The 21,295-nt window shown below is 47.8% G+C and carries 20 protein-coding genes; 13 read left to right on the top strand and 7 right to left on the bottom strand.

The window, feature by feature from the left end; all coding sequences use genetic code 11:
• Nucleotides 1–18: 18 nt before the first annotated feature.
• On the top strand, nucleotides 19–1,560 hold the full coding sequence (gene gndA / locus BUB81_RS08765; RefSeq protein ID WP_073321565.1) for an NADP-dependent phosphogluconate dehydrogenase: 1,542 nt from the start codon (nucleotides 19–21) through the stop codon (nucleotides 1,558–1,560).
• Between the two features lie 117 nt (nucleotides 1,561–1,677).
• Nucleotides 1,678–2,067: a peptide-methionine (R)-S-oxide reductase MsrB gene (msrB, locus tag BUB81_RS08760; RefSeq protein ID WP_073321562.1), complete on the top strand. Its 390-nt coding sequence runs from the start codon at nucleotides 1,678–1,680 to the stop codon at nucleotides 2,065–2,067.
• A gap of 104 nt (nucleotides 2,068–2,171) precedes the next feature.
• Here msrB and BUB81_RS08755 read toward each other — a convergent pair whose 3' ends face one another.
• Nucleotides 2,172–2,948: a DUF2989 domain-containing protein gene (locus BUB81_RS08755; RefSeq protein WP_245819164.1), complete on the bottom strand. Its 777-nt coding sequence runs from the start codon at nucleotides 2,946–2,948 to the stop codon at nucleotides 2,172–2,174.
• 262 nt (nucleotides 2,949–3,210) lie between these two features.
• Here BUB81_RS08755 and BUB81_RS08750 point away from each other — a divergent pair, with 262 nt between their 5' ends.
• From BUB81_RS08750 to BUB81_RS08720, 7 genes are all read left to right on the top strand, one after another.
• Nucleotides 3,211–4,656: a glyceraldehyde-3-phosphate dehydrogenase gene (locus tag BUB81_RS08750; protein WP_073321555.1), complete on the top strand. Its 1,446-nt coding sequence runs from the start codon at nucleotides 3,211–3,213 to the stop codon at nucleotides 4,654–4,656.
• Nucleotides 4,657–4,853: 197 nt separating this feature from the next.
• Nucleotides 4,854–5,981: a M14 family metallopeptidase gene (locus BUB81_RS08745; RefSeq protein WP_073321552.1), complete on the top strand. Its 1,128-nt coding sequence runs from the start codon at nucleotides 4,854–4,856 to the stop codon at nucleotides 5,979–5,981.
• 80 nt (nucleotides 5,982–6,061) lie between these two features.
• On the top strand, nucleotides 6,062–7,687 hold the full coding sequence (locus tag BUB81_RS08740) for an alanine/glycine:cation symporter family protein (protein WP_483869307.1): 1,626 nt from the start codon (nucleotides 6,062–6,064) through the stop codon (nucleotides 7,685–7,687).
• A 129-nt stretch (nucleotides 7,688–7,816) separates the two neighbouring features.
• On the top strand, nucleotides 7,817–8,146 hold the full coding sequence (locus tag BUB81_RS08735) for a zinc ribbon domain-containing protein (RefSeq protein WP_073321546.1): 330 nt from the start codon (nucleotides 7,817–7,819) through the stop codon (nucleotides 8,144–8,146).
• The gene (locus BUB81_RS08730) at nucleotides 8,143–8,436 is read left to right on the top strand and encodes a YeaC family protein (RefSeq protein ID WP_073321543.1); all 294 of its coding nucleotides are present in this window, start codon (nucleotides 8,143–8,145) and stop codon (nucleotides 8,434–8,436) included. The genes BUB81_RS08735 and BUB81_RS08730 overlap by 4 nt, the downstream gene beginning before the upstream one ends.
• Nucleotides 8,426–11,215 carry a DUF349 domain-containing protein gene (locus tag BUB81_RS08725; RefSeq protein ID WP_073321540.1) on the top strand — a complete coding sequence of 930 codons (2,790 nt, stop codon included), beginning with the start codon at nucleotides 8,426–8,428 and terminating at the stop codon, nucleotides 11,213–11,215. Before BUB81_RS08730 ends, BUB81_RS08725 begins: the two co-directional genes overlap by 11 nt.
• Nucleotides 11,215–11,430: a hypothetical protein gene (locus BUB81_RS08720; RefSeq protein WP_073321537.1), complete on the top strand. Its 216-nt coding sequence runs from the start codon at nucleotides 11,215–11,217 to the stop codon at nucleotides 11,428–11,430. The genes BUB81_RS08725 and BUB81_RS08720 overlap by 1 nt, the downstream gene beginning before the upstream one ends.
• A 15-nt stretch (nucleotides 11,431–11,445) precedes the next feature.
• On the opposite strand, the gene BUB81_RS08715 is transcribed toward BUB81_RS08720, so the two are convergent.
• Both BUB81_RS08715 and ansA read right to left on the bottom strand, forming a co-directional pair.
• Nucleotides 11,446–12,282: a DUF2797 domain-containing protein gene (locus BUB81_RS08715; protein WP_073321534.1), complete on the bottom strand. Its 837-nt coding sequence runs from the start codon at nucleotides 12,280–12,282 to the stop codon at nucleotides 11,446–11,448.
• Between the two features lie 13 nt (nucleotides 12,283–12,295).
• On the bottom strand, nucleotides 12,296–13,303 hold the full coding sequence (ansA, locus tag BUB81_RS08710; protein ID WP_073321530.1) for an asparaginase: 1,008 nt from the start codon (nucleotides 13,301–13,303) through the stop codon (nucleotides 12,296–12,298).
• Nucleotides 13,304–13,487: 184 nt separating this feature from the next.
• Here ansA and BUB81_RS08705 point away from each other — a divergent pair, with 184 nt between their 5' ends.
• The 4 genes from BUB81_RS08705 (at nucleotide 13,488) to BUB81_RS08690 (ending at nucleotide 18,164) form a co-directional block, all read left to right on the top strand.
• On the top strand, nucleotides 13,488–14,273 hold the full coding sequence (locus tag BUB81_RS08705) for an SAM-dependent methyltransferase (RefSeq protein WP_073321526.1): 786 nt from the start codon (nucleotides 13,488–13,490) through the stop codon (nucleotides 14,271–14,273).
• 54 nt (nucleotides 14,274–14,327) lie between these two features.
• A complete protein-coding gene (locus BUB81_RS08700) occupies nucleotides 14,328–14,528 on the top strand; it encodes a hypothetical protein (RefSeq protein WP_073321523.1) in 201 nt (66 codons plus the stop codon).
• Between the two features lie 62 nt (nucleotides 14,529–14,590).
• The gene (locus BUB81_RS08695) at nucleotides 14,591–16,294 is read left to right on the top strand and encodes a tetratricopeptide repeat-containing diguanylate cyclase (protein WP_073321521.1); all 1,704 of its coding nucleotides are present in this window, start codon (nucleotides 14,591–14,593) and stop codon (nucleotides 16,292–16,294) included.
• A gap of 172 nt (nucleotides 16,295–16,466) precedes the next feature.
• Nucleotides 16,467–18,164 carry a GGDEF domain-containing protein gene (locus BUB81_RS08690; RefSeq protein ID WP_139241543.1) on the top strand — a complete coding sequence of 566 codons (1,698 nt, stop codon included), beginning with the start codon at nucleotides 16,467–16,469 and terminating at the stop codon, nucleotides 18,162–18,164.
• Here the strand turns inward: BUB81_RS08690 and lipA are convergent.
• The 4 genes from lipA to BUB81_RS08670 form a co-directional block, all read right to left on the bottom strand.
• Nucleotides 18,157–19,119, bottom strand: a complete 963-nt coding sequence (gene lipA / locus BUB81_RS08685) for a lipoyl synthase (RefSeq protein WP_073321515.1) — start codon at nucleotides 19,117–19,119, stop codon at nucleotides 18,157–18,159. The genes BUB81_RS08690 and lipA overlap by 8 nt on opposite strands.
• Complete coding sequence (gene lipB / locus BUB81_RS08680) at nucleotides 19,112–19,762, bottom strand: lipoyl(octanoyl) transferase LipB (RefSeq protein WP_073321512.1); 651 nt, start codon at nucleotides 19,760–19,762, stop codon at nucleotides 19,112–19,114. Before lipB ends, lipA begins: the two co-directional genes overlap by 8 nt.
• Nucleotides 19,763–19,765: 3 nt before the next feature.
• Complete coding sequence (ybeD, locus tag BUB81_RS08675) at nucleotides 19,766–20,029, bottom strand: DUF493 family protein YbeD (RefSeq protein ID WP_073321509.1); 264 nt, start codon at nucleotides 20,027–20,029, stop codon at nucleotides 19,766–19,768.
• A gap of 123 nt (nucleotides 20,030–20,152) precedes the next feature.
• On the bottom strand, nucleotides 20,153–21,292 hold the full coding sequence (locus BUB81_RS08670; protein WP_073322766.1) for a D-alanyl-D-alanine carboxypeptidase family protein: 1,140 nt from the start codon (nucleotides 21,290–21,292) through the stop codon (nucleotides 20,153–20,155).
• Nucleotides 21,293–21,295 lie beyond the last annotated feature (3 nt).

Here is a 21,295-nt window from a genome sequence, read left to right as displayed (position 1 = left end):
AAGTCTGAGGGCAGTTTCATGCGAGCAAGTGGCGAACAAGCACAAGCCAATTCATGTGATATCGGTGTTGTAGGGTTAGGCGTGATGGGTAAAAACCTGGCGCTGAATTTGGCTGATCATGGGTATCGGGTGGCTTGTTTTGACCTGGATGCCGGGCGAGTTGAAGCTATCGTAAAACAGGATGAGAAGGAGCGGGGAGAACAACCTGAACGCATTATTCCTGTCTCCGCCCTGGACGCTATGCTTGATTCATTGACCTCACCCGCTGTTATTTTGCTATCTATTCCTGCTGGTGATGCAGTAGACGCCGTTTGTGAGCAATTGATTACTGCCGGGCTTGTTCCGGATGATGTGGTTATTGATACTGGCAACAGTCTATGGACTGACTCCGTCGCCCGCGAGCAGAAATACGCCGATAAATTCCAATTCTTTACCACTGCCGTGTCAGGCGGTGAGGTAGGCGCCCGTTTCGGACCTTCATTGATGCCGTCAGGCTCTGAAAAGGCCTGGAAACGTGTTGCCCCCATGCTAAAAGCCATTGCCGCTAAAGTCGATCCACAAACCGGTAAGTCTATTGAAACGGCAGAACCGGGTAAGCCTGTCACTGAGGGTGAACCATGTGCGGCGTACATCGGTCCAAATGGCGCAGGTCATTACGTCAAAATGGTACACAACGGTATTGAATATGCTGATATGCAGCTCATTTGCGAGACGTATCATGTTATGCGTGTTGCGCTTGGTATGACGCCTGCTGAGATTGCCCGGGTATTCCGCAAATGGACCGAGGGACCGCTGGATTCTTACCTGATTGAGATCAGCGCTGAAGTGTTGGAGCAAACTGACGCTGAGTCACAACAGCCACTGGTTGACGTTATTCTGGATAAAGCGGGTCAGAAGGGTACCGGGCTATGGACTGCTGTGAGTGCACTGCAAATTGGCTCACCGGCACAAACCATTGCTCAGGCTGTTTTCGCCAGAAGCCTGTCGAGTCTGAAAACCGAACGCGTCGCTGCAGCGAATACGCTGGCAGGGCCTACTGCGCCAGTGATTGCAGAAGATCAACGAGAAACGGTTATTCGTCAGCTTGAGCATGCGCTCTACTGTTCGAAAATATGCGCATACGCGCAGGGCTTTCAGCTCATGGACGCTGCCGCTAAAGAGCAGGGCTGGACACTCCACTTTGCAGAGATCGCAAAAATCTGGCGCGCAGGTTGTATTATTCGCGCTGTGTTTTTGCAGTCAATTACACAGGCTTTCGAGAAGCAAGCTGATTTGCCAAACCTGCTGATGGCCCCGTTCTTTGTAGAACAACTGGCCAGCCATCAGGATGATTGGCGTGGCGCGGTCGCACTGAGCGCGGTGCATGGGATCCCTTGTCCTGCTATGATGTCGGCGCTGAGTTACTATGATTCATACCGCACCGCAGTCCTACCTGCCAACTTGTTGCAAGGGCAGCGAGACTACTTCGGCGCGCATACCTATCAGCGTACAGACAAACCGGCTGGCCAGAAATATCACACCGAGTGGAGTGATCCAACCAGGCCGGAACATCTTATTTAGTTTAACAATGACGCGCTACTTAGCGCGTCTTTTGTTTCTGCGGTCTGAACAGTGGCTCACAAACACTACTCAGGCTTGTTATAGTGACTCAGTCCGGTTCAGCTAAAGGAGTCAATCATGCAATCCGATCCATGGCGCGAAAAATTAACAGAAGAAGAATACCGTGTTACCCGTCTTTCGGCTACCGAAAGGCCGTTTACCGGCAAATTACTGCATGAAAACCGTGATGGTACATTCTCGTGTAAATGCTGTGGTGCTGAACTGTTTAGTTCGCTGACCAAGTTTGATGCAGGCTGCGGTTGGCCGTCATTTTACGCCCAGACCGAAGATAACAATGTGGGTTATCGGTTTGATGACAGTCACGGTATGCGTCGTACTGAAATTTTCTGTAAGCAATGCGATGCGCACTTAGGGCACGTGTTCGATGATGGACCGGCACCTACCGGTCAGCGCTATTGCGTCAATTCAGTTAGTCTGTCATTTAAGATTGCTAACGACAAAGCGTAATTTGGGTGATTACGCAGCGGGTAATAACAACTATTACCCGCTCCAATAATGAATATGCAAAAAAAAATCACATTTTTTTTATGTAATTTTGTTTCAAATTTCACCTACAACTGGTCAATCTTCATTGCTTGCGCATCGAAATCCCTGCCGCTGATAGCGTCGATAATATCTCCTGATAACTGGTCAAGAATGTCGACTGGCAGGGAAAATTGTGTGGCCAGGGCAACTAACTGACTGTCGTCAATGTTTTTAGCAAAATGATTAGTGACTTTTGTCCAGACGTAGGCCATACGGTAATTTTCCATTTCCAATGACAGGCTGGCCAACTGACTGCTGATGCTGCCATCAATCTCTGTATCGACATTGGCATAGTGGCTTAGCGCCATAAACAAGGCGTTACGTGCTGCTATAGGATCAGTAGCAACCTGAATGCTTGCCAGGTCGACGTAGTATTTGGGTTCACTGAAAACGCCGGCTTGAGCCGCGCGCACAAAGCGCTCTTTCGCGTCTTCATGACCAAATCTAGACCATTGATAATAAGACACATACGGGTCAGCTGAGTTACGCGTTTGCCACACTAATTGACGCAACGCCTTATTGGCTGTAACGGCCGCCTCTTTGCGCCCGAATTCTCGTTCGCGGTATTTCTTATGCTGAATTTGTGATGCTTTGCTGATGCAGGCGTCGTAGTTTTCGAGGTGAATCAGCAGATCATACTTCGGGCGCTCGCTGTCATCGTTCTGATGGTCATAACGATGACGGATGATGTTGGATTTTTCAGCCCGACACCAGCCATCCTGATTTAAATCTGAGCAAAAGTGCGGATAGTCTTCGCAGATCGTTTTAATCGTCGGCTCGAATAAATCGCCACACCCTGTCACCAATCCCAAAAACAGGGCCAGAATCAACCAACGAAAATGTGTGGAAAAATTACTAAATAAAAGTGGTTTAGCGCGGTGTTTTTTATATTTTTTGAAATTTTTCAACAATTTGGAGTTCCCTTTGTGTTTATTTAGAATGTCGCCCAACACGGCACAGGGCTACATTTACGGTTAATCCGCGTTCCGCAGACCCGTCAGATAAAAGCGTGTGCCCGGTTACATCGTCAATTTTATACATGATTTATTTGATGAAGGCACTAGTATGAACCAACCCTTTGAGCAAGAATTGCAAGCTAGCTGGCAGGAACGCCAGGAATACGCAGAAATGATGTTGCCTATTATTGGCAAGTTGTATCGGAATAACTCTGTTGAGATCACCGTATACGGCCGCACGTTGCTGAACGCAAGTGCCATCGATGTAATCAAAGCTCATCGTAAAGTCCGTTTGCATGAAGGTATCAAACTTCGCTTACGTGAGAGCTTTCCTATCCTTGAAGCTATCAGCCAAATGCAACTGGCGCCAGCGCAAATCGATATTGGCAAGCTGGCCTTCGATTATCACTACGGTAGTGCCGTCGACAAAACTGACCTGAATGCCTATTTACAGGACAAACTGGCTGACGTCGCAAATAAATCAGACGAACAAGTACCTCAGGACGTGGTGCTATACGGGTTTGGTCGTATTGGTCGACTGCTGGCCCGTTTGCTGATTGAACGTCAGGGACAAAATAACAAGCTTCGTTTACGCGCTATCGTTGTGCGAGGCGGAAAAGACGGTGATTTAGAGAAACGCGCCAGTTTATTGCGCCGCGACTCGGTTCATGGTCCTTTCAATGGCAGTATTACCATTGATCACGAGCGCAAAGCCCTCAAAGCAAATGGTTCCTACATTCAGGTGATTTACGCGAACAGCCCGGACGAGGTGGATTACACTGAATACGGTATCGACAATGCGTTGGTCATCGACAACACCGGTATGTGGCGAGATCGCGATGGCCTGGGGTTACACCTTAAAGCCAAAGGCACGGCGAAAGTATTGCTGACAGCGCCAGGCAAAGGCGACATCAAAAACATCGTACACGGTGTAAATCAACAGGATATTCTTGCTGAAGACACCATTATGTCTGCGGCAAGTTGTACTACTAATGCCATTACCCCTGTGCTGAAAGCGCTGGATGAAGAGTACGGTATTGTTAACGGTCACGTTGAAACTGTTCACTCTTACACCAATGACCAGAACCTGATCGACAACTATCACAAAGCTGAGCGCCGAGGCCGCAGTGCACCACTAAACATGGTAATCACGGAAACTGGAGCGGCAAAAGCGGTTGCCAAAGCTTATCCAAAACTGGCTGGCAAACTGACTGGTAATGCTATCCGTGTACCGACGCCAAATGTATCAATGGCTATTTTGAATCTGAACCTCGATAAAACCACCGATAAGGTGTCGGTTAACGAGTTCCTGCGTGATACGGCGTTGTTTTCTTCATTACAGCATCAAATCGATTACACAGCGTCAACAGAAGTGGTGTCTACTGACCTGGTAGGCTCACGTGCCGCATCAGTCGTTGATTCACAGGCAACCATTGTTGCTGAAAATCGCCTGACCCTTTATGTGTGGTATGACAACGAATTTGGTTATAGCTGCCAGGTTCTGCGTGTAGCGATGGATATGGCCGGGGTTAGCATTCCAAACCTGCCTCGCTAACCGCAACATTAACGATGGAAAATCCACGCGCTGTTGTAGAAATACAACAGCGCGTTTTTGTTTGCCATTTCCCATTATTGCAATCCGTATAAATGTTAAACACTTACTACAAAAACAGTCATTTCGCCGTTCAACGCCATGGCATTGTTCTTCTCGACTGTGTTAAATTAGTCGAAAATTGATAACAAAAAAGACAGATGCATATTTCAAGTCAATTCGACAGCGGTAACATCCGCGTCATTCAGGCCGACAATGCGAACGACATTGTGCTGGCCATCAATAAAGACAACCAATCCGATTTTTACCAGTGGTTTCACTTCCGCCTTCAGGGTGAGGTCAACCAGGTCCATAATTTGCGCATTACTGACTTAGCTAAATCAGCCTATCCGAAAGGCTGGGATGGCTACAACGTATGTGCTTCCTACGACAGACAAACCTGGTTTCGCGTAGACAGCGAATTTGACGGTGACAACCTGAGTTTTAGCCTGGCGCTGGAACACTCTCATGTGTATTTCGCTTACTTCACACCCTACAGCTATGAGCGCCATTTGGATTTGCTAAGTGATGCGCAAAATGCGCCTCAGTGCGAATTACGCTTGCTGGGCGAAACGCTGGACGGCAGAGATGTTTCCGTACTGGTAATTGGCGAAGAAGATGAGAGTAAACGCAAAGTTTGGGTAACAGCGCGCCAGCATCCCGGCGAGTCGATGGCCGAATGGTGTGCTGAAGGGATGATTAATCGCTTGCTCGACGATCAGGATGGTATTGCCCGCGCGCTGTTGAATGACGCGGTGTTTTACATCGTACCTAACATGAACCCGGATGGCAGTGTACGCGGTCATTTGCGCACGAATGCGGCAGGCGCAAACCTGAACCGTGAATGGGCTACGCCTACTTTGGAACAAAGCCCGGAGGTTTACTACGTGCTCAATGCAATGCGCGAGACAGGTGTCGATATGTACCTGGATCTGCACGGTGATGAAGCGTTGCCCTACAACTTTGTGGCGGGCAGCGAGGGCATTCCCGCGTATTCTGAGCGTCTTGCCGCATTAGAAAATGGCTTCAAGCAAGCGTTGCTGCAAACAACACCAGAATTTCAGGATGAGTTTGGCTATGCCAAAGATGCGCCTGGTGAAGCCAATCTGACCATTGCGTCAAATGCGGTCGGACAAGAATTTGAGTGCCTGGCGTACACCGTCGAAATGCCGTTTAAAGATAATAATAATTTACCTGATCCACTGTATGGCTGGTCTGCACAGCGTTGCCAGCAGTTTGGTGAAGACCTGCTAGTTGCGACCCGCGCTGTGGTTTCGCACCTTCGTTAGGACATAACAACAATAAACATTAACAACAAGGGGAATCCGGTTTGGAAGGCTTGTATAACTTTTTAGTGTCATTGGATGGCATGCTGGGGGGCGCCGATTGGTTCCCCTTCGTACTACTTGGGGTGGGCTTGTTTTTCACCATCTACCTGAAATTTCCACAAATCCGCTTTTTTACCCATGCCTGGAAGGTGGTCACCGGTAAGTACGACCACAGTGATGATCCGGGTGACACGACACATTTCCGTGCGCTTACAACGGCGCTGTCGGGTACCGTTGGTACAGGTAACATCAGCGGTGTGGCATTTGCAATCTTCCTGGGCGGCCCGGCTGCATTATTCTGGATGTGGGCAACCGCTTTTTTAGGTATGACCACTAAATTTGTAGAAGTGACTTTGTCTCACAAGTACCGTGTGCAAACAGAAGACGGCTCCATGGCGGGTGGTCCCATGTATTTCATGGACCGTGGCCTGAACATGAAATGGCTGGCTGTTGCATTTGCCATTGCTACCGTAGTGAGCTCGTTTGGCACGGGCAACCTTCCGCAGAGTAACGGTATTGCGACCAGTATCGAAGCCACGTTTGGCTTTGAGCCCTGGATTGTGGGCAGTGTATTGGGTATTTTACTGGCACTGGTTATTCTAGGTGGTATCCAGCGTATTGCTGCCGTTACTGCGCGTATCGTGCCTATCATGGCTGTGGTTTATCTGATTGGCGCGTTGGCGGTTATTTTCGCCAATATCGAGAATATTGGTCCGTCGTTCGCTGCCGTTATCAGCGATGCGTTTACCGGTTCCGCTGCTGCAGGTGGTTTCCTCGGTGCCTCATTAGCTTATGCGTTCAACCGTGGCGTTAACCGCGGGTTGTTCTCTAACGAAGCAGGTCAGGGTTCTGCACCTATTGCGCACGCCGCTGCAAAAACCAAAGAGCCTGCCTCTGAGGGCATGGTATCTCTGCTTGAACCCTTCATTGATACCATCATCATTTGTACTATTACGGGCCTGGTTATCCTGTCCTCAGGCGTATGGAAAGAAAAGCATGAGAATGTGTTTGACCGCTCAGATATGATTTTTGTTGCCGGTGAATACTCAGACAAAGCCGACGATGACAAGGTTCAGTTGTACGGGTTTTTAAACAGTACGGGTGACAGCGATGTGAAGCCTTATACGGGTCCAATTTCTGTTGTTAACGGAACGGCCGTCACCTCGGGTTATACATTGATCAATGCACGCTCAATTGCCGAAGATGTGCAATACCTGGTAGGTAACGAAGACCCGTTTACGGGTACCCTGCAGATTAAAGACGGTAAGCCACTTAAACAAAACCTGGTTGTTAAGGGTAAATCGCTGGTCCACTCGGCCACGTTAACAACGATTGCGTTCACGCGCGGTTGGTTTGGTGATTTTGGTCAGTATATTGTGTCGGTAGGCTTGCTGCTATTTGCATTTTCAACCGCAATCGCGTGGTCATATTACGGCGACCGTGCAATGACGTATTTGTTGGGCCCTCGCTCTATCATGCCTTATCGGGTGATATACGTGGCCGGGTTTGTTTGGGCATCGTTTTCTGATACAACCCTGGTATGGGCGTTGTCTGCAGTGGCGATAGTTGTTATGACATTACCTAACCTGTTCGGTATTGTGCTGCTGAGTAAAGAAATGAAGCAGACCGTTGATCAATACTGGCAGAGCGTAAAAGACAAACAGTAAAAGTAAACCAGTCTGGTTTGTTTTATGTACATAGAACAAGCCGGTGTAAAAGCCAGGGTTCATTCCTGGCTTTTTGATATGTCCGGTTTGAAGTTCCGGGCATGAACTCACTATAAAACGGGAGATAGCATGGCGTTAATTGACTGTCCTGCATGTGGTAAAAAAATGTCGGACAAAGCGAAGTCTTGTTCACACTGTGACTTTGCTTATCAGGATGCTTCAATTGAAGATATTGAGCGCAAGCACAGTATGCAGCGCTTCAAGAAAATGCACAGTATTCAAAACCAATCCATGCTTGCCATGTTGTTGTTTATAGGCGGGTTTGGTTTTATGTATTGGGGTGGTGCGTCACCGGGTGATATGCAACACAATATGGCATTAACGGCCTGTGTTATTGGCTTTTTATGGTACGGCATTAACCGTGTAAGAATCGTATTATTGAAACGGTCAGGAAAATGAATGTAGAACAAATTCTGGCAGCCATGACCCCCGAAGTTTATGACAGACTTCGTCAGGCGGTTGAAACCGGTAAGTGGCCGGATGGCAACCCATTGTCAGAGGAACAAAAAGAGAATTGCCTTCAGGCGGTATTGTTATATCAGGCCCGTGTTGCGCGCAGTAACGAGCACATGACGGTGGGTGAGAGCGGCGAAATCGTACACAAAAGCAAAAGTGAATTACGTCAGGAATTACGTGAAACACAATCCAATGAACAATCCATAGCCCGGTTTAAGCAGGATGATATTTAGTCGATTTTTCGCGCATTCCCACACCAGTAACAACCCGGATATCCGGTTAAAATCCATTGAAAAACTATCGCCAGATTCGCCAAACGAGAAACGTATTTTGCACGAACTGGCCTTTAACGACGACGATGAACGCGTCAGCCTTGCAGCCTTAGAAAAGCTCGATGCATTTGCGCTTTGGCTGAAAATGTCTCAAATTGCCCGCAATACGCGTTTGCGTTCGGCCGCACAAGCCAAAGTAGAATGCGCGTTAATTGACGGCTCTCATCAGTTAAGTGCCAAAGAGGCAAAAGAGTACCTGCTGAAGTCTGCGCCGTCTGAACAAATTGTGCGTTGTTTACCGTTAATGACGGAATTGCACGAAGACAGCGCGTTTATTGTCAAGGCTATCAGCCGGGTAGGGCGAAGTGCTTTCTATCTTGAGATGCTGACATTAACGCCATCCGTTGTTTTAAAGCACCATCTGATAGAACACTGTAGCGACATTGATGTGCTGCAAAAAGCACTGAAAAAGTGTCGTGACAGCCACACGGCGTCGGCCATTAAAGCTCGACTTGATGAGGTCAGGCTACTTGCACAAAAGCCGGTAGAGCTGTCTAGAGACTGCACGCTAACCTTGTCCAAGATGCAAGCTTTACTCGATAAGTCAGATTTTCCGGCTGTCGAAAAGCAGTTCAGTCTTCTGCAGGATGAGTACACCTCGCTGTCGGCAGATTTTCACTGTCTTGACGAGACCACTCGGGAGTCCTTTGAACAGAAATACAGTGCCATTGCAGATAAACTGTCTCGCCATCTGGCGCGACTGGAAGGGCCCTGGCGTGAGGCTCAGCAAGCTGTTGCGCATCAACAGGCAAAAGAACGTGTAGCTACCACCGTGGAAACGGTAAAGCAGTACCACCAGAAGCTTCAGGGTGAACAACTACTCAGTTTGAGTTTAGGTGAGGTCAGCGAATTTCAAAAGGCGGTCGAGGCTGCTGAATCTGCTATCGAAGCCCTGCAGGCGTACGAAACCCCCGCAGAGGAAATTGAGAGCTTACTGGAAAGCTATCGACACATTTGGGATGGTCTCCCAACGTTGCAACGTCAAGTCACCGAATTACAGGTGCAACTCAAAGACTGGCAAGCGCGGGCCGAGAGCACTGAAGAGCCACTGTCACTGGATGCCGCTCAGATCAAGCAAGCCTGGGCACAAGCTACGTCCGACATGGCAGTGGTGCCTGTGTTTCTTCAGACGCAATGGAAGACACTGAATAACACGCTGTCTGCACATAAACGCAAAGCGCAGGCTCGTCAGCAATCTGACCTGAAATTATGCAGAAAATATATCAATATCATTGATAACCTGGTCTCACAGGGTAAGTTTAATGCGGCGATGGTCAAATTTAGCAAGCTGTCTGAAATCTATCAGGCGCTACCTGATGCAACGCGCCAGGTCATAGACAAACGCTACCAACAAACCGAGGCAGAAATTGCCCGGCTTGAAGGCTGGCAGAACTACATTGCGGCGCCGCGCAAACCCCAGCTTATTGAGCAGGCTCAAGCGTTAGTATCTACCGATGATACCGACATGCCAGGCAGAGCCAAGGCCGTTAAGGTACTTAGGCAGCAATGGCAAAGCCTGGGAAGTACAGGTACAGCGGATGACGAAGCGTTAAACACGCAATTTGATACGCTGTTAGAAGAAGCATTCGCCCCTTGTCGGACCTATTTCGCTGAACTGGAGGCAGCACAGTTAAGTGCGGCTGAAGAGCGTGAACAACTGATTGCTCAATTGACGGCATTAGTCAGTGAGGACTATGAGCCACTCGCTCGTTATCAGCGCTTTGAACAACTAAAAAAGCAATGGCAACAAGCCCCCCAAACGGACGCTGAGCGTTATAATGCGCTGCGTAAACGTTGGGATGGGATCAGTGAACAGGTGAACGAATTATTGTCGCCGTGGATACAGCACAATCGCGAACAAAAAACAGCCCTGGTAGAGCAGGCTGAGTTACTCTCATCACAAGACGATGCCGCAGAAGCGTGTGAACAAGCAAAGTCGCTGCAGCAACAGTGGAAGCAAGTTGGTCCGGCGGGTAAACGGGTTGAGTCCAAATTGTGGTTTGCGTTTAAGGCTGCGAATGACGTTGTGTTCGGTAAAGCAAAGGCTCAACAGCAGCAGGCCAGAAGCCAACAACGCTCTGTTGCACAGCAGTGGCAACAATCGTTAGACACGCTTAGCGCCGAGATTGAACAAACACCTCTGCCTGAGCATCAGGAAGCCGTTATCGCGCTAGGGGACGAACTCGCCTCGTTAGCCGTTCACCCGAAGGAAAGAAAAGCACTGGGCTCACAGTTAAGTAAGGTGAAAGCCGTGCTGGATGAGGCGCTGCTGAGTCAGCTGCAGGATTCAATTACCCGTCAGGTTGACGCCGTTGTAGAATCGCTTGGCGATACTACGGATATCAACGAATCACTGACGCCAGCCTTAGCGCCTGACTTGCCGGTGAGTTGGTGGAAAGGGCAAGTCGCAGACAACGAGAATGATTTGCAACACGACATGTTAATGTTGGAAGTGCTTGCGCAACAGCCGTCGCCTACAGAGCTAGAATCACAGCGTTCTACCGTGCAGTTACAGTTGATGCAAAGTAAATTGAATGGCTCAGCGCTGCCCGACACTGATGCGTTAATTGCACGTGTTATTGCCTCTTCGGGTCAATTCGACGCTGCCAAAGGGGAAGGGTGGCAACGTCGGTTGCAGGGTATTCTGAGTTACTATGCTATGCCGGCGCTGGAGGAGTAATGCAAAACGCCATTGAATATGTATTCGATACTCAACCTCAGGCGTACCGTTTTCTCAACACGGCTAAGCACCTTCAGGCTGACAACCTGAAGGTGAAGTATGGCCAGTCTAATTTCCATGTACGTGTGAGTTATCGCATTAAAACAGGTGAGTTCGACACCATGCTAGCGCAGTTGGATGATTTGGCGTCAGAGCTCGGAGGAAGTGAAATCTGACGCTTCGCGTTGTGCTTATTCGACAGACAGCGTCACATTATACCCGGCAAATTTGCGGATATTGATGACTCTGTCTTCATTTAGCATCCAGTACTGACCTTTTATGCCGGTCAATGTACCACTAAATTGCGGCGTTTTATCCAGATTCAGCGACTTAATTTTCACTGGGTACGTATCGACAGGGTAGTTAATGGTGTGCAATGTGTCATCCACCGTAGAAAACGCCTGTAAGCCTTTATCCTGCGCAATCTTATTCAGTTCTTCATCCAGCTCTGCAAGTAATCGTTGCTTTAACCCGGTTAAATCCTGAGGTTCTGCAGCCCCTTTTAACATCGTCCGCCAGTTCGTTTTATCACCGATAAACTGCGTGCAGAGTTTTTCAATACGCCCACTGGTTAGTCTGTCTGGTACGCGGAGCATCACGGTAGCCTGGGTTGCACCCTGATCAATCCAACGGCTGGAAATGCCGTCGGTCACATGTCGGGTAATACCCACTTTCATGTTGCCGGTATTGGCCAGATACACAAAGTGGTCAGATAAACAGTGTGCTTCCCCCCATTGTGGGTCACGGCAGGTGCCTTCGTGATAATGGCACAACTCAGGCTTAATAATACAGGTGTCGCACTCAGCCAGCTTCATCATACAGGGATAGCAATATCCCTGATTGAAGCTTTTTTTGGTTTTGCGATCGCAGTTTACACAGTGAATGTCGCCGTGGAACTCTACCGTAAGCTCCCGCCCGATGAGTGCGTTCATGTCAACGCTGTGCTCACCAATGGGTAATGCATATTGAGCAACGCAATCGTCGTTTGCGCTAACCCGCATTTTTCTTAAATTTCCAGTGTATTGCATGTGGTAAGGCACCTTATTCAGTCAGTTCGCCGCGCAGGCTTTTGGTCAGTGCGTGTTTAAGTTCGCTGAAAGTCAGCTGCTGGCTTAACAAGCAATGTAATTTAGCTAACGTGGCTTCTGGCGTCATGTCGTGACCTGAAACCACCCCAATCTGGGAGAGCCCGTGACCAGTTTTATACCCGCCCATGTTTACTTTACCGCGCAAACATTGAGTACAATTGATCACCACAATGTCGCGCTGTGCAGCCAACTTCAGTTGCGCGAGAAGGGCAGGGTTTTGTGGTGCGTTGCCGACCCCGTAGCTCAATAGGATCAGGGCATTAACGGGTTGTTGAATGGTATTTTCTATGACCGCCGGTGAAATACCTGGGTACAAGCTCACGAGGCCGATAGGCTGGGCTTTAACCGGATTTACTTTCAGTGTATGCGGGGTGTAATCGGTAATTTTGCCTGCTTTCAAGCGAATATTGATTCCCGCCTCTAATAATGGAGGGAAGTTCGGAGAATCAAACGCGTCAAATCCATCAGCGTCTACTTTACGGCTGCGATTACCACGTAATAACTTGTTATTAAAATACAAACTGACTTCGGCAATCGGGTAATTAGCAGCAATGTACAATGCATTGAGTAAGTTCTCCTGGCCGTCTGAACGGAGCTCAGCAAAGGGAATTTGCGAACCCGTGACGATGACCGGTTTACCGAGGTTTTCCAGCATAAAACTGAGAGCCGATGCTGTATAGGCCATGGTGTCTGTGCCGTGGAGTATAATAAAGCCGTCGTACTGTTCGTAGTGTTGTGCGATATCATCTGCGATGTGCTGCCAATCTGCGGGGCTCATATCCGATGAATCCATAAGTTCATCGTATTCGTGCAGGGTATACAGGGGCATTTCTTCCCGATGAAACTCCGGCATGTTAGCCAGTGTTTCAGCCAGGAAACCGGGAGCAGGCACGTAGCCTTGGGAGGATGGCCGCATACCGATGGTGCCGCCCGTGTAGGCAATATATATATGTTTACGCATAATGATGGTCGTTTTTCTGTTTTGCGCGCATTGTAACAAGCCTTACAGTTCGGGGGTACAGCCGAAGGTCAATATTCCGGATTGTCGGGTCGAATCGCTAACGATTTTGTATTAGGCTATGGCGATAATTTTGCGACCAGTCAGGTACGCATCGTAGTAATAATAACGAAAAAAGGAATGCCTCATGGCGGTAAAACAAGGGAGCCTGGTTTGTGTTGGGCCAGGAATGGTGCTGGGAGCGCACATGTCGGAGCGCTGCAGAAATCACATTAGTCAGGCAGACGTAGTATTCAGTAGCTGTCACCCGGTTATAGAACAGTGGATTTCCACTATGAATCCTGACGTTCGTTCATTACAAGGCCTATACGGTAAAGACAAAGATCGCGGGCAAACCTATGCAGAAATGCAAGCCGCTTTGATACAGGCTGTGCGGGATGGTTGTCGTGTTGTGGGTGTTTTTTATGGTCATCCCGGGGTGTTTGCTCAGGTTCCCCATGCGGCAATACAACAAGCTCGCGAGGAAGGCTTTGAAGCCTGGATGGAACCGGGCATTTCTGCGGATGCATGTTTGTATGCAGACATGGGCATTGACCCTGGTGCCTTCGGGTGTCAGTCGTTTGAGACCAGCCAGTTTATGTTTTACAAGCGCGCAATTGATCCAACTGCTTATTTAATTCTGTGGCAACTAGGGCATGCCGGGGATTTGTCGATGACGCCAAGGCAGACCGGGCCGGAACAACGGACGGTATTAATGAACATGCTGCTGGAATATTATGCACCTGATCATAACATTGCGATTTACGAATCTCCGTTTTTGCCCACGCAACGACCAAAAATAGACTGGTTTCCATTACAAGAGCTACCCGATGCCGATGTTTCTCTGATTTCGACGTTGGTGGTCCCGCCGGGTAAAAAATTAACGCCAAATCATGCAATTGTTAAACAATTAAAATCGATTTCTGGCGCGTAGCGTGGTAAAAAGAAGTTTAGTTTATAAACCCGTATGGATAAAAGAGGTAAAACAATGACTGCTATTAAAATTTTAGAGAAACTCGGTGTCGATCCAAATTCTGATTTGTCACAATTGACTGAGCAAGACCGCGCTGAAATAGAGGCGCTAATGACATCAATGGCAGATACTGAAAATCAACCAGCACTCACGATAGTTAAGCCTGATTCGCCTGACGAAGAAGAGCCTAAAGAACCTGAATCTGTTTCTGTTTAGTAAATGGTGCATTAAGTAGCAGTATGCATCGCCTTTTTAGTAGATCATGTGTCCTTTTCGCCGTGTTGGCTATTTGGACACATTTTGCTTTTGGCCAATCCAATTATGGCTTTGAGCTAGCAGATATTGACCAGGGCCGTCTTTCAAACCCCGAGCAAAGCCGTAACCGTCTTTCGGCTATTCCCATTAACGCATTGAGTGCCGAAGAACGTGAATATTATCAGTATTTGAATGCGTATTTTCTTACCTTTGATGGCGATCTAGATGCGGTGATTGCCGAATATTCCGCGTTGTTGGAGGTTTCGCAGAGCCCCGACATTCGCATTCGTACATTTAGCTCATTGATCAATTTACTCGGAGCAAAAAAACAATGGCAGGAAGGGTTCTATCGCGTCGAAGAGCTGTTGGCTCTATTGCAGAATCACCCTGATTCAACATACCGTCCTGCTGCGTACATCGCTCTGGCATTGTTATATAAACAAATTAATCAGCCTGAAACGGCTCTGCATTTTGCAGAAAGGGCACTTTCGATAGACAACATCGATTTGTTCCATAAGTGTTTAGCGATGGAAGTGAAATTAGTGTCTGTTCTCAATCTGGATATTGAGAAGCTTTCACTGTCTGACTTTACTGACGCTGATGCAGTGTGCAATGCAGCTAACTTAGATTACGAATTGATAAATATTGCGCTGTGGAAAATCAAGTGGCTAAAACAACAAGCCCGTTATCAGGAAGCGTTGAATGTACTTCAATTAACGCTCTTTCAGGCAGAACAATTTCGCCAGGACTCTCAATTAATTGAAATATATAACCAGTTCGCAACGTTACATGTTGCTCTAAAGCAATATGAAGAGGCGCAGCAATATGCAGAAATGGCATTGTCCCTTGACAATATTGATAGCTTTGTTGGTGCCAAGATCACGATGTTTGACGTGTTACGTCAGCTGGCTGAGGTAAAGCAGGATTTCGAGCAAGCTTACTACTATCTGAATGAAAAGCTGTCGCTGGAAAAAACCATGTTCGAAACCAAACTGGCAAATGAAATGGCAATTCAGAAAGCCTGGTTTGAAGTCGATGCCAAACAAAACCAGATTGAATTGTTAGACAAGCAGAATGACCTGTTAAAAACCGAGTCTCAACTGACTACCGAGCAATTGGAAAACTCACTGCTGGCTTTATCTTTGGTGTCGCTACTATTAGCAACGCTGTTATTCTGGTCTTACCGAAGCAGAAAAGTACAGGCTAAGTTGCGATATTATGCCCATACAGATGGACTGACCCGCATTTATAACCGCGGCTTTTTCACCGATAGCGCCGAAAACCTGCTGAGTCAGGCACAAAAGAACAACAATCCAGTGTCGCTCATTCTGTTGGATTTGGACCATTTTAAAAATATCAATGATTCGTTTGGTCATCAGGTGGGCGATTGGGCTTTGACTCAGGTAGCAAGCACGATATCCCGGTGTGTAGGTCAACACGGTATCGTTGGTCGGCTTGGTGGTGAAGAATTTGGTATCGCTTTAACGGTGACCGATAGCGGCGTGGGTATGCGTATTGCGGAAGAATGTCGTAAGGCAATAGACAATATTGATACCAGTCAATCGGGTTACAATTTCAAGTTAACAGTCAGTGCCGGGGTAGGGTGTTCCTCACACGCTGGCTATAAGCTCGATAACCTGTATGCCGCTGCCGACTTAGCGCTGTATCAGTCTAAGCACTACGGTCGTAACCGTGTATATGAATATTCGGCGAATATGTCGTCATAATCGTTAAAAAAGCTTACAATCCCTGTTTTTATCGACGCTACGGACTGCTCTCTCATTAGGACCCTGAATCGATTTGCCTGTGTTATATTGAGAGGTAGTTTTGTTTTATAAGCGGACAAAAATTGCGGTTAAGCAATTTTTGACAATAAGCCTGCTACTGCTGTTTGAATTTATGAGTCCTCTGTGTGCCGCACAGGAGGCGATTGAATTAATTGAACAAGCTGATACTTTGCGCGTTACCGAACGGCAGTCCTCTGTGGCGCTTTTAAAAAAAGCCAGCCGTTTGACACTCTCACCGTATGAACAGGATTACCTGAATTACCTGACCTCTTTTCACGTTGCCATGGGCGGCGATATTTCCAAAGCGGCAAGGCAAATAGAGCCACTCCTTTCTCGTCATGTTTCAGGCCGTTTGGCTCTCCGATTACGCGCTACATTACTCAGTCTTTACGCAGGTACGAAAGAATGGGAAAAAGGCGTAATACTGGTGAATGAACTGGCTACCATTCAAAAAGAAGCTCCCAGAGACACTGATTGGTATACCGCACGTGTCGGGCAGATATTCTTTTTCCTTCACCTGGAACTCTTTGACGACGCATTGCAGTTAATACTGGATGCGAGGAGTTATCCTGAAGTCATCTCTGAAGAGCTAAACTGTCGCTTTACGACCTATGAATTTGTGTCATTGAAAGGATTGCATTCGCAGCGCATCGACAATGTTTGGCTACAAAAATTACAGAATACCTGTGATCACCTTACTCCAAATGTGTACACCATTGAATATGTCGTCAGTTGGGCAGAGTTACTTAATGAACGAAAAGACTATCAGTCGACTGTGGACTTTGTTGAGGCGCACTGGGAGAAAGTCAGTCAACTTAATTATTATCACTTATTTGCCGAACTGCAGGAATTTTATGCCAGCGCTTTGTTCTCACTGGGGCGATATCAGCAGGCCGAGGCAATCGTAAACGAACTGGTCAACAATCCGCTGTCTGAAAATTATTTGCAAGGCTTCTTGAATGCCAGCATGTTGAAATCGGATTTGGCAATGAAACGGCAAAATTTTGCTGAGAGTTATCATTGGCTACGAATTGCGAGCGAACTGAGGCGACAGGAGCAGAAAAGTGCTCTGACTAAGCGTTTAGCCATTGCGCAAGCCGAATTCAGCCTGGCAGCATCAGAAAGAGCGTTGCAATCACTGTCGAAACAAAATGCACTGCTGGAAAGTGAGTTGTCGGTGAGCCACCAACGCATGCTAAATACCTATCTGGTTGTGGTGTTGTCAGCCACCTTGATTTTACTGACGCTGGTTAGCCTGTTCCGACATCGCCAGCAGCGAAAACGTTTGATTACGACCGCGAATACCGACGCCTTAACCGGATTGGCGAATAGACGCTGTTTTACCGAAACCGTGTCTTCATACTTAAGAGATATCGAACCTACCACAACGTACAGTCTGGTGCTGTTTGATTTGGATAATCTGAAGTGGGTCAACGATGGGTTCGGGCATCAAAATGGTGACTGGGTACTACAGCAGGTAAGTCAGTGTATATCCACGTTGGAATCGCCGTCTGTACTGAGTGCGGCAAGGATAGGAGGAGAAGAGTTCGCTATCTTCCTGCGGGATATGTCTGCCAACCAGGCGCAGAAATTTGCGGCTCAATTACAGCAACATTTTCAAGTTATTGATACCAATGAGCGGTTGGATAGCTGGCGAATTTCGGCAAGCTTTGGGATTTGTGACACGCAAACGGCGGGTGTGCAGTTATCTGAATTATTAAATGCTGCTGACATGGCCTTGTACCAGGCGAAAAGAGCAGGGAAGCAGCAGGCTGTGATTTATCAGCCTGCCAATAATGCGACTACTTAATTTCTTCTCCAGCGGCCTGACGGTCTGCGTGGTAGCTGGACCGAACCATCGGACCACAAGCTGCGTGAGTAAAGCCAATTTCTTTAGCCAGTTCACCTAATTCATCAAATTCATTGGGGTGAACGTAGCGTTTTACCGGGAAGTGATGTCGACTTGGCTGCAGATACTGCCCCAGAGTCAACATGTTTACGTCATGCGCTCGCAGGTCTTTTAACACTTCTGCGATTTCTTCCTTGCTTTCGCCCATACCCATCATCAAACCAGACTTAGTAGGAATAGAAGGGTGTTGTGCTTTGAACTTCTTCAGTAAGTCCAGTGACCATTGATAGTTGGCGCCAGGACGACATTCACGGTACAAGCGAGGGATCGTTTCCAGGTTGTGGTTAAACACATCCGGTGGCCCTGCTTTAAAGATTTCCAGTGCGCGATCCATACGTCCGCGGAAATCCGGTACCAACACTTCAATCGTTGTCGATGGGCTGTGTTCACGAATGGCGTTAATGCAGTCCACAAAATGCTGAGCGCCACCGTCTCTGAGGTCATCGCGGTCAACTGAGGTGATAACCACGTATTTAAGATTCATCTCTTTGATGGTGGTTGCCAGTTTTAACGGCTCTTCAGCACTCGGTGGTAACGGCTTGCCGTGCGCAACATCACAAAACGGGCAGCGACGGGTACAGATATCACCCAGAATCATAAAGGTGGCGGTACCGTGATTAAAGCACTCCGCCAGGTTGGGGCAGCTGGCTTCTTCACACACTGAATGCAGATTGTTTTTACGCAGCGTCTGTTTAATGTGGTCGATTTTATCTGTAGTACGTGGCAGCTTGATCTTGATCCACTCAGGCTTGCGTAACATCTCTTCCTTTTCGGTTGGAATGATGGTTACCGGAATGTGTTTGACTTTCTGATCATCACGGAGCTTAACTCCGGCTTTTGCTTTTACGTTACTCATTAAAGCCTTCTATTGTTTGTGTAGTCTCAATGGCCAGTTCAGCCAATAAGTGTTTGAGCAGAGCTGAGCCAGCCTCGTCAAGCGTTTGTGGACCGCCGAGTCTGGCACAATCCGTCATCTCCATACCTGCATAACCGCAAGGGTTAATACGTAAAAAGGGCGCTAAATCCATATTTACATTCAAAGCCAGACCATGAAAAGAGCAGCCACGGCGAATGCGTAAACCCAGGGAACAGACTTTTTGACTGTTTACATATACGCCTGGTGCGTCAGGGCGAGCATTCGCGGTAATACCATAATCGCCTAGTGTCTTTACTACGGCATTTTCCATGGCAGTGACCAATTGTCGAACACCTAATTTACGGCGACGTACATTCAGCATCAAATAGACGACTTGTTGGCCAGGGCCGTGATAGGTAACCTGACCGCCGCGGTCAACCTGAACCACCGGAATATCGCCGGGCATTAACACATGTTCAGCTTTACCTGCCTGACCTTGAGTAAAGACTGGGTCGTGTTCGACTAACCAAATCTCGTCCTGATCCTCGTCATTACGCGTATCGGTAAAGGTTTGCATACGTTGCCAAACCGGTTCGTAAGACTGTCTGCCTAACTGACGAATAATTACCGCGTTGTTACTCATGAATTACAGTACAACCCTGACTAATTCTAATTTAGCTAATTCTTTATACAGGGTTTCCATGTGCTCTTTGCTGGTACAGGTTACCTGCACGGAAACCGAGTGATAATTGCCTTTTGAGCTCGGCTTAACGGTTGGTGCATAGTCACCGGGTGCATGTTGCTGCAAGCATTCAATGACATGATTTGGCAAATCTTCATGGGCGACGCCCATAACTTTAAACGTCTGAACTGTTGGGAAATCTAACAATTCGTCGAAGCGAGTGTCCATGACGTAAACCTCTAAAGTGAAAACCAACGAATTGTATCAATTTGACAGGCGTGAAGCCAGATTTGGCGTGCGTTTAATACGCACGCCGGTGTGTAAAGTGTGAATTTTGCCGAAGGGGTATAGTTAGTCGTCTAATCCCAGTTTGAGAGACACATAATCCATCATGCGATCAATCAATCCACCTTCTTTCACTTCGTGCAGGGTAACCAGTGGATATTCAGCTACATCTTCACCTTCGAGTTGGATATAAAGCTTGCCAACGACCTCACCTTTGGCCAGTGGCGCTTCCAGTTTGCGGTCAAGCTCAAAGTTCGCTTTCAGGTTATCTACCTGACCACGTGGAATAGTGATGGGCGTAGACTGGTTAATGCCTAAATCCACGGTATCGCGATCGCCCATATAAATACGGTGGGCGACAAAGCTTTCACCTGCCTGGTAAGGTGTGACGGTTTCATAAAAACGGAAGCCGTAACGAAGCAGCTTTTTGTTTTCAACTTTACGTGCGCGTTCGCTGTCAGTCCCCATTACAACAGAAACCAGACGCATTTCGCCCTGATAAGCGGAAGTGATCAGGCTGTAGCCTGCATCAGAAGTATGCCCGGTTTTAATGCCGTCTACGTTCAGGCTTTTGTCCCACAGCAGGCTGTTGCGGTTGTATTGCTTAATACCGTTGTAGGTAAACTCTTTTTCGCTGTAAATGGCGTACATGTCTGGCGTTTCTTCAATCAACGCGCGGGATAGGGTCGCCATATCACGCGGGGACGTGTAATGATCCGCGTCATGCAGGCCGTGACTGTTAACAAAGTGACTTGCTGTCATACCCAGGTTAGCAGCGTGGGCGTTCATCATGCTGGCAAAGGCACTTTCAGAACCCGCAATGTGCTCGGCCATAGCTACGCAGGCATCATTACCAGATTGCACAATAATACCGCGCAACAAATCGCGAACCTTAACGGTGGTGCCCACTTCAATAAACATCTTAGAGGAGTCAGGGAAGTTCTTAGCCCAGGCATTTTCTGAAATTTTGACTTCGTCATCGAGGCTGATGTTGCCTGCCTGAATCTCTTTACCAATGACATACACGGTCATGATTTTGGTTAAGCTGGCAGGGGCAAGCTGCATATCTGCATTTTGATCAGCAATTATGTGGCCGGTTTCGTAGTCCATCAGAATAAACCCTGATGCGGCGACACTTGGGGCCGGGGGGATCACAACTGCAGCTGACGCCGCGTTACAGGCAAATAGACTCAGTGCCATCAACATAGA

The sequence above is a fragment of the Marisediminitalea aggregata genome (assembly GCF_900129565.1).
GTDB classification, from domain to species: Bacteria; Pseudomonadota; Gammaproteobacteria; order Enterobacterales; family Alteromonadaceae; genus Alteromonas; species Alteromonas aggregata.
This window is presented reverse-complemented; position numbering and strand designations above follow the sequence as displayed.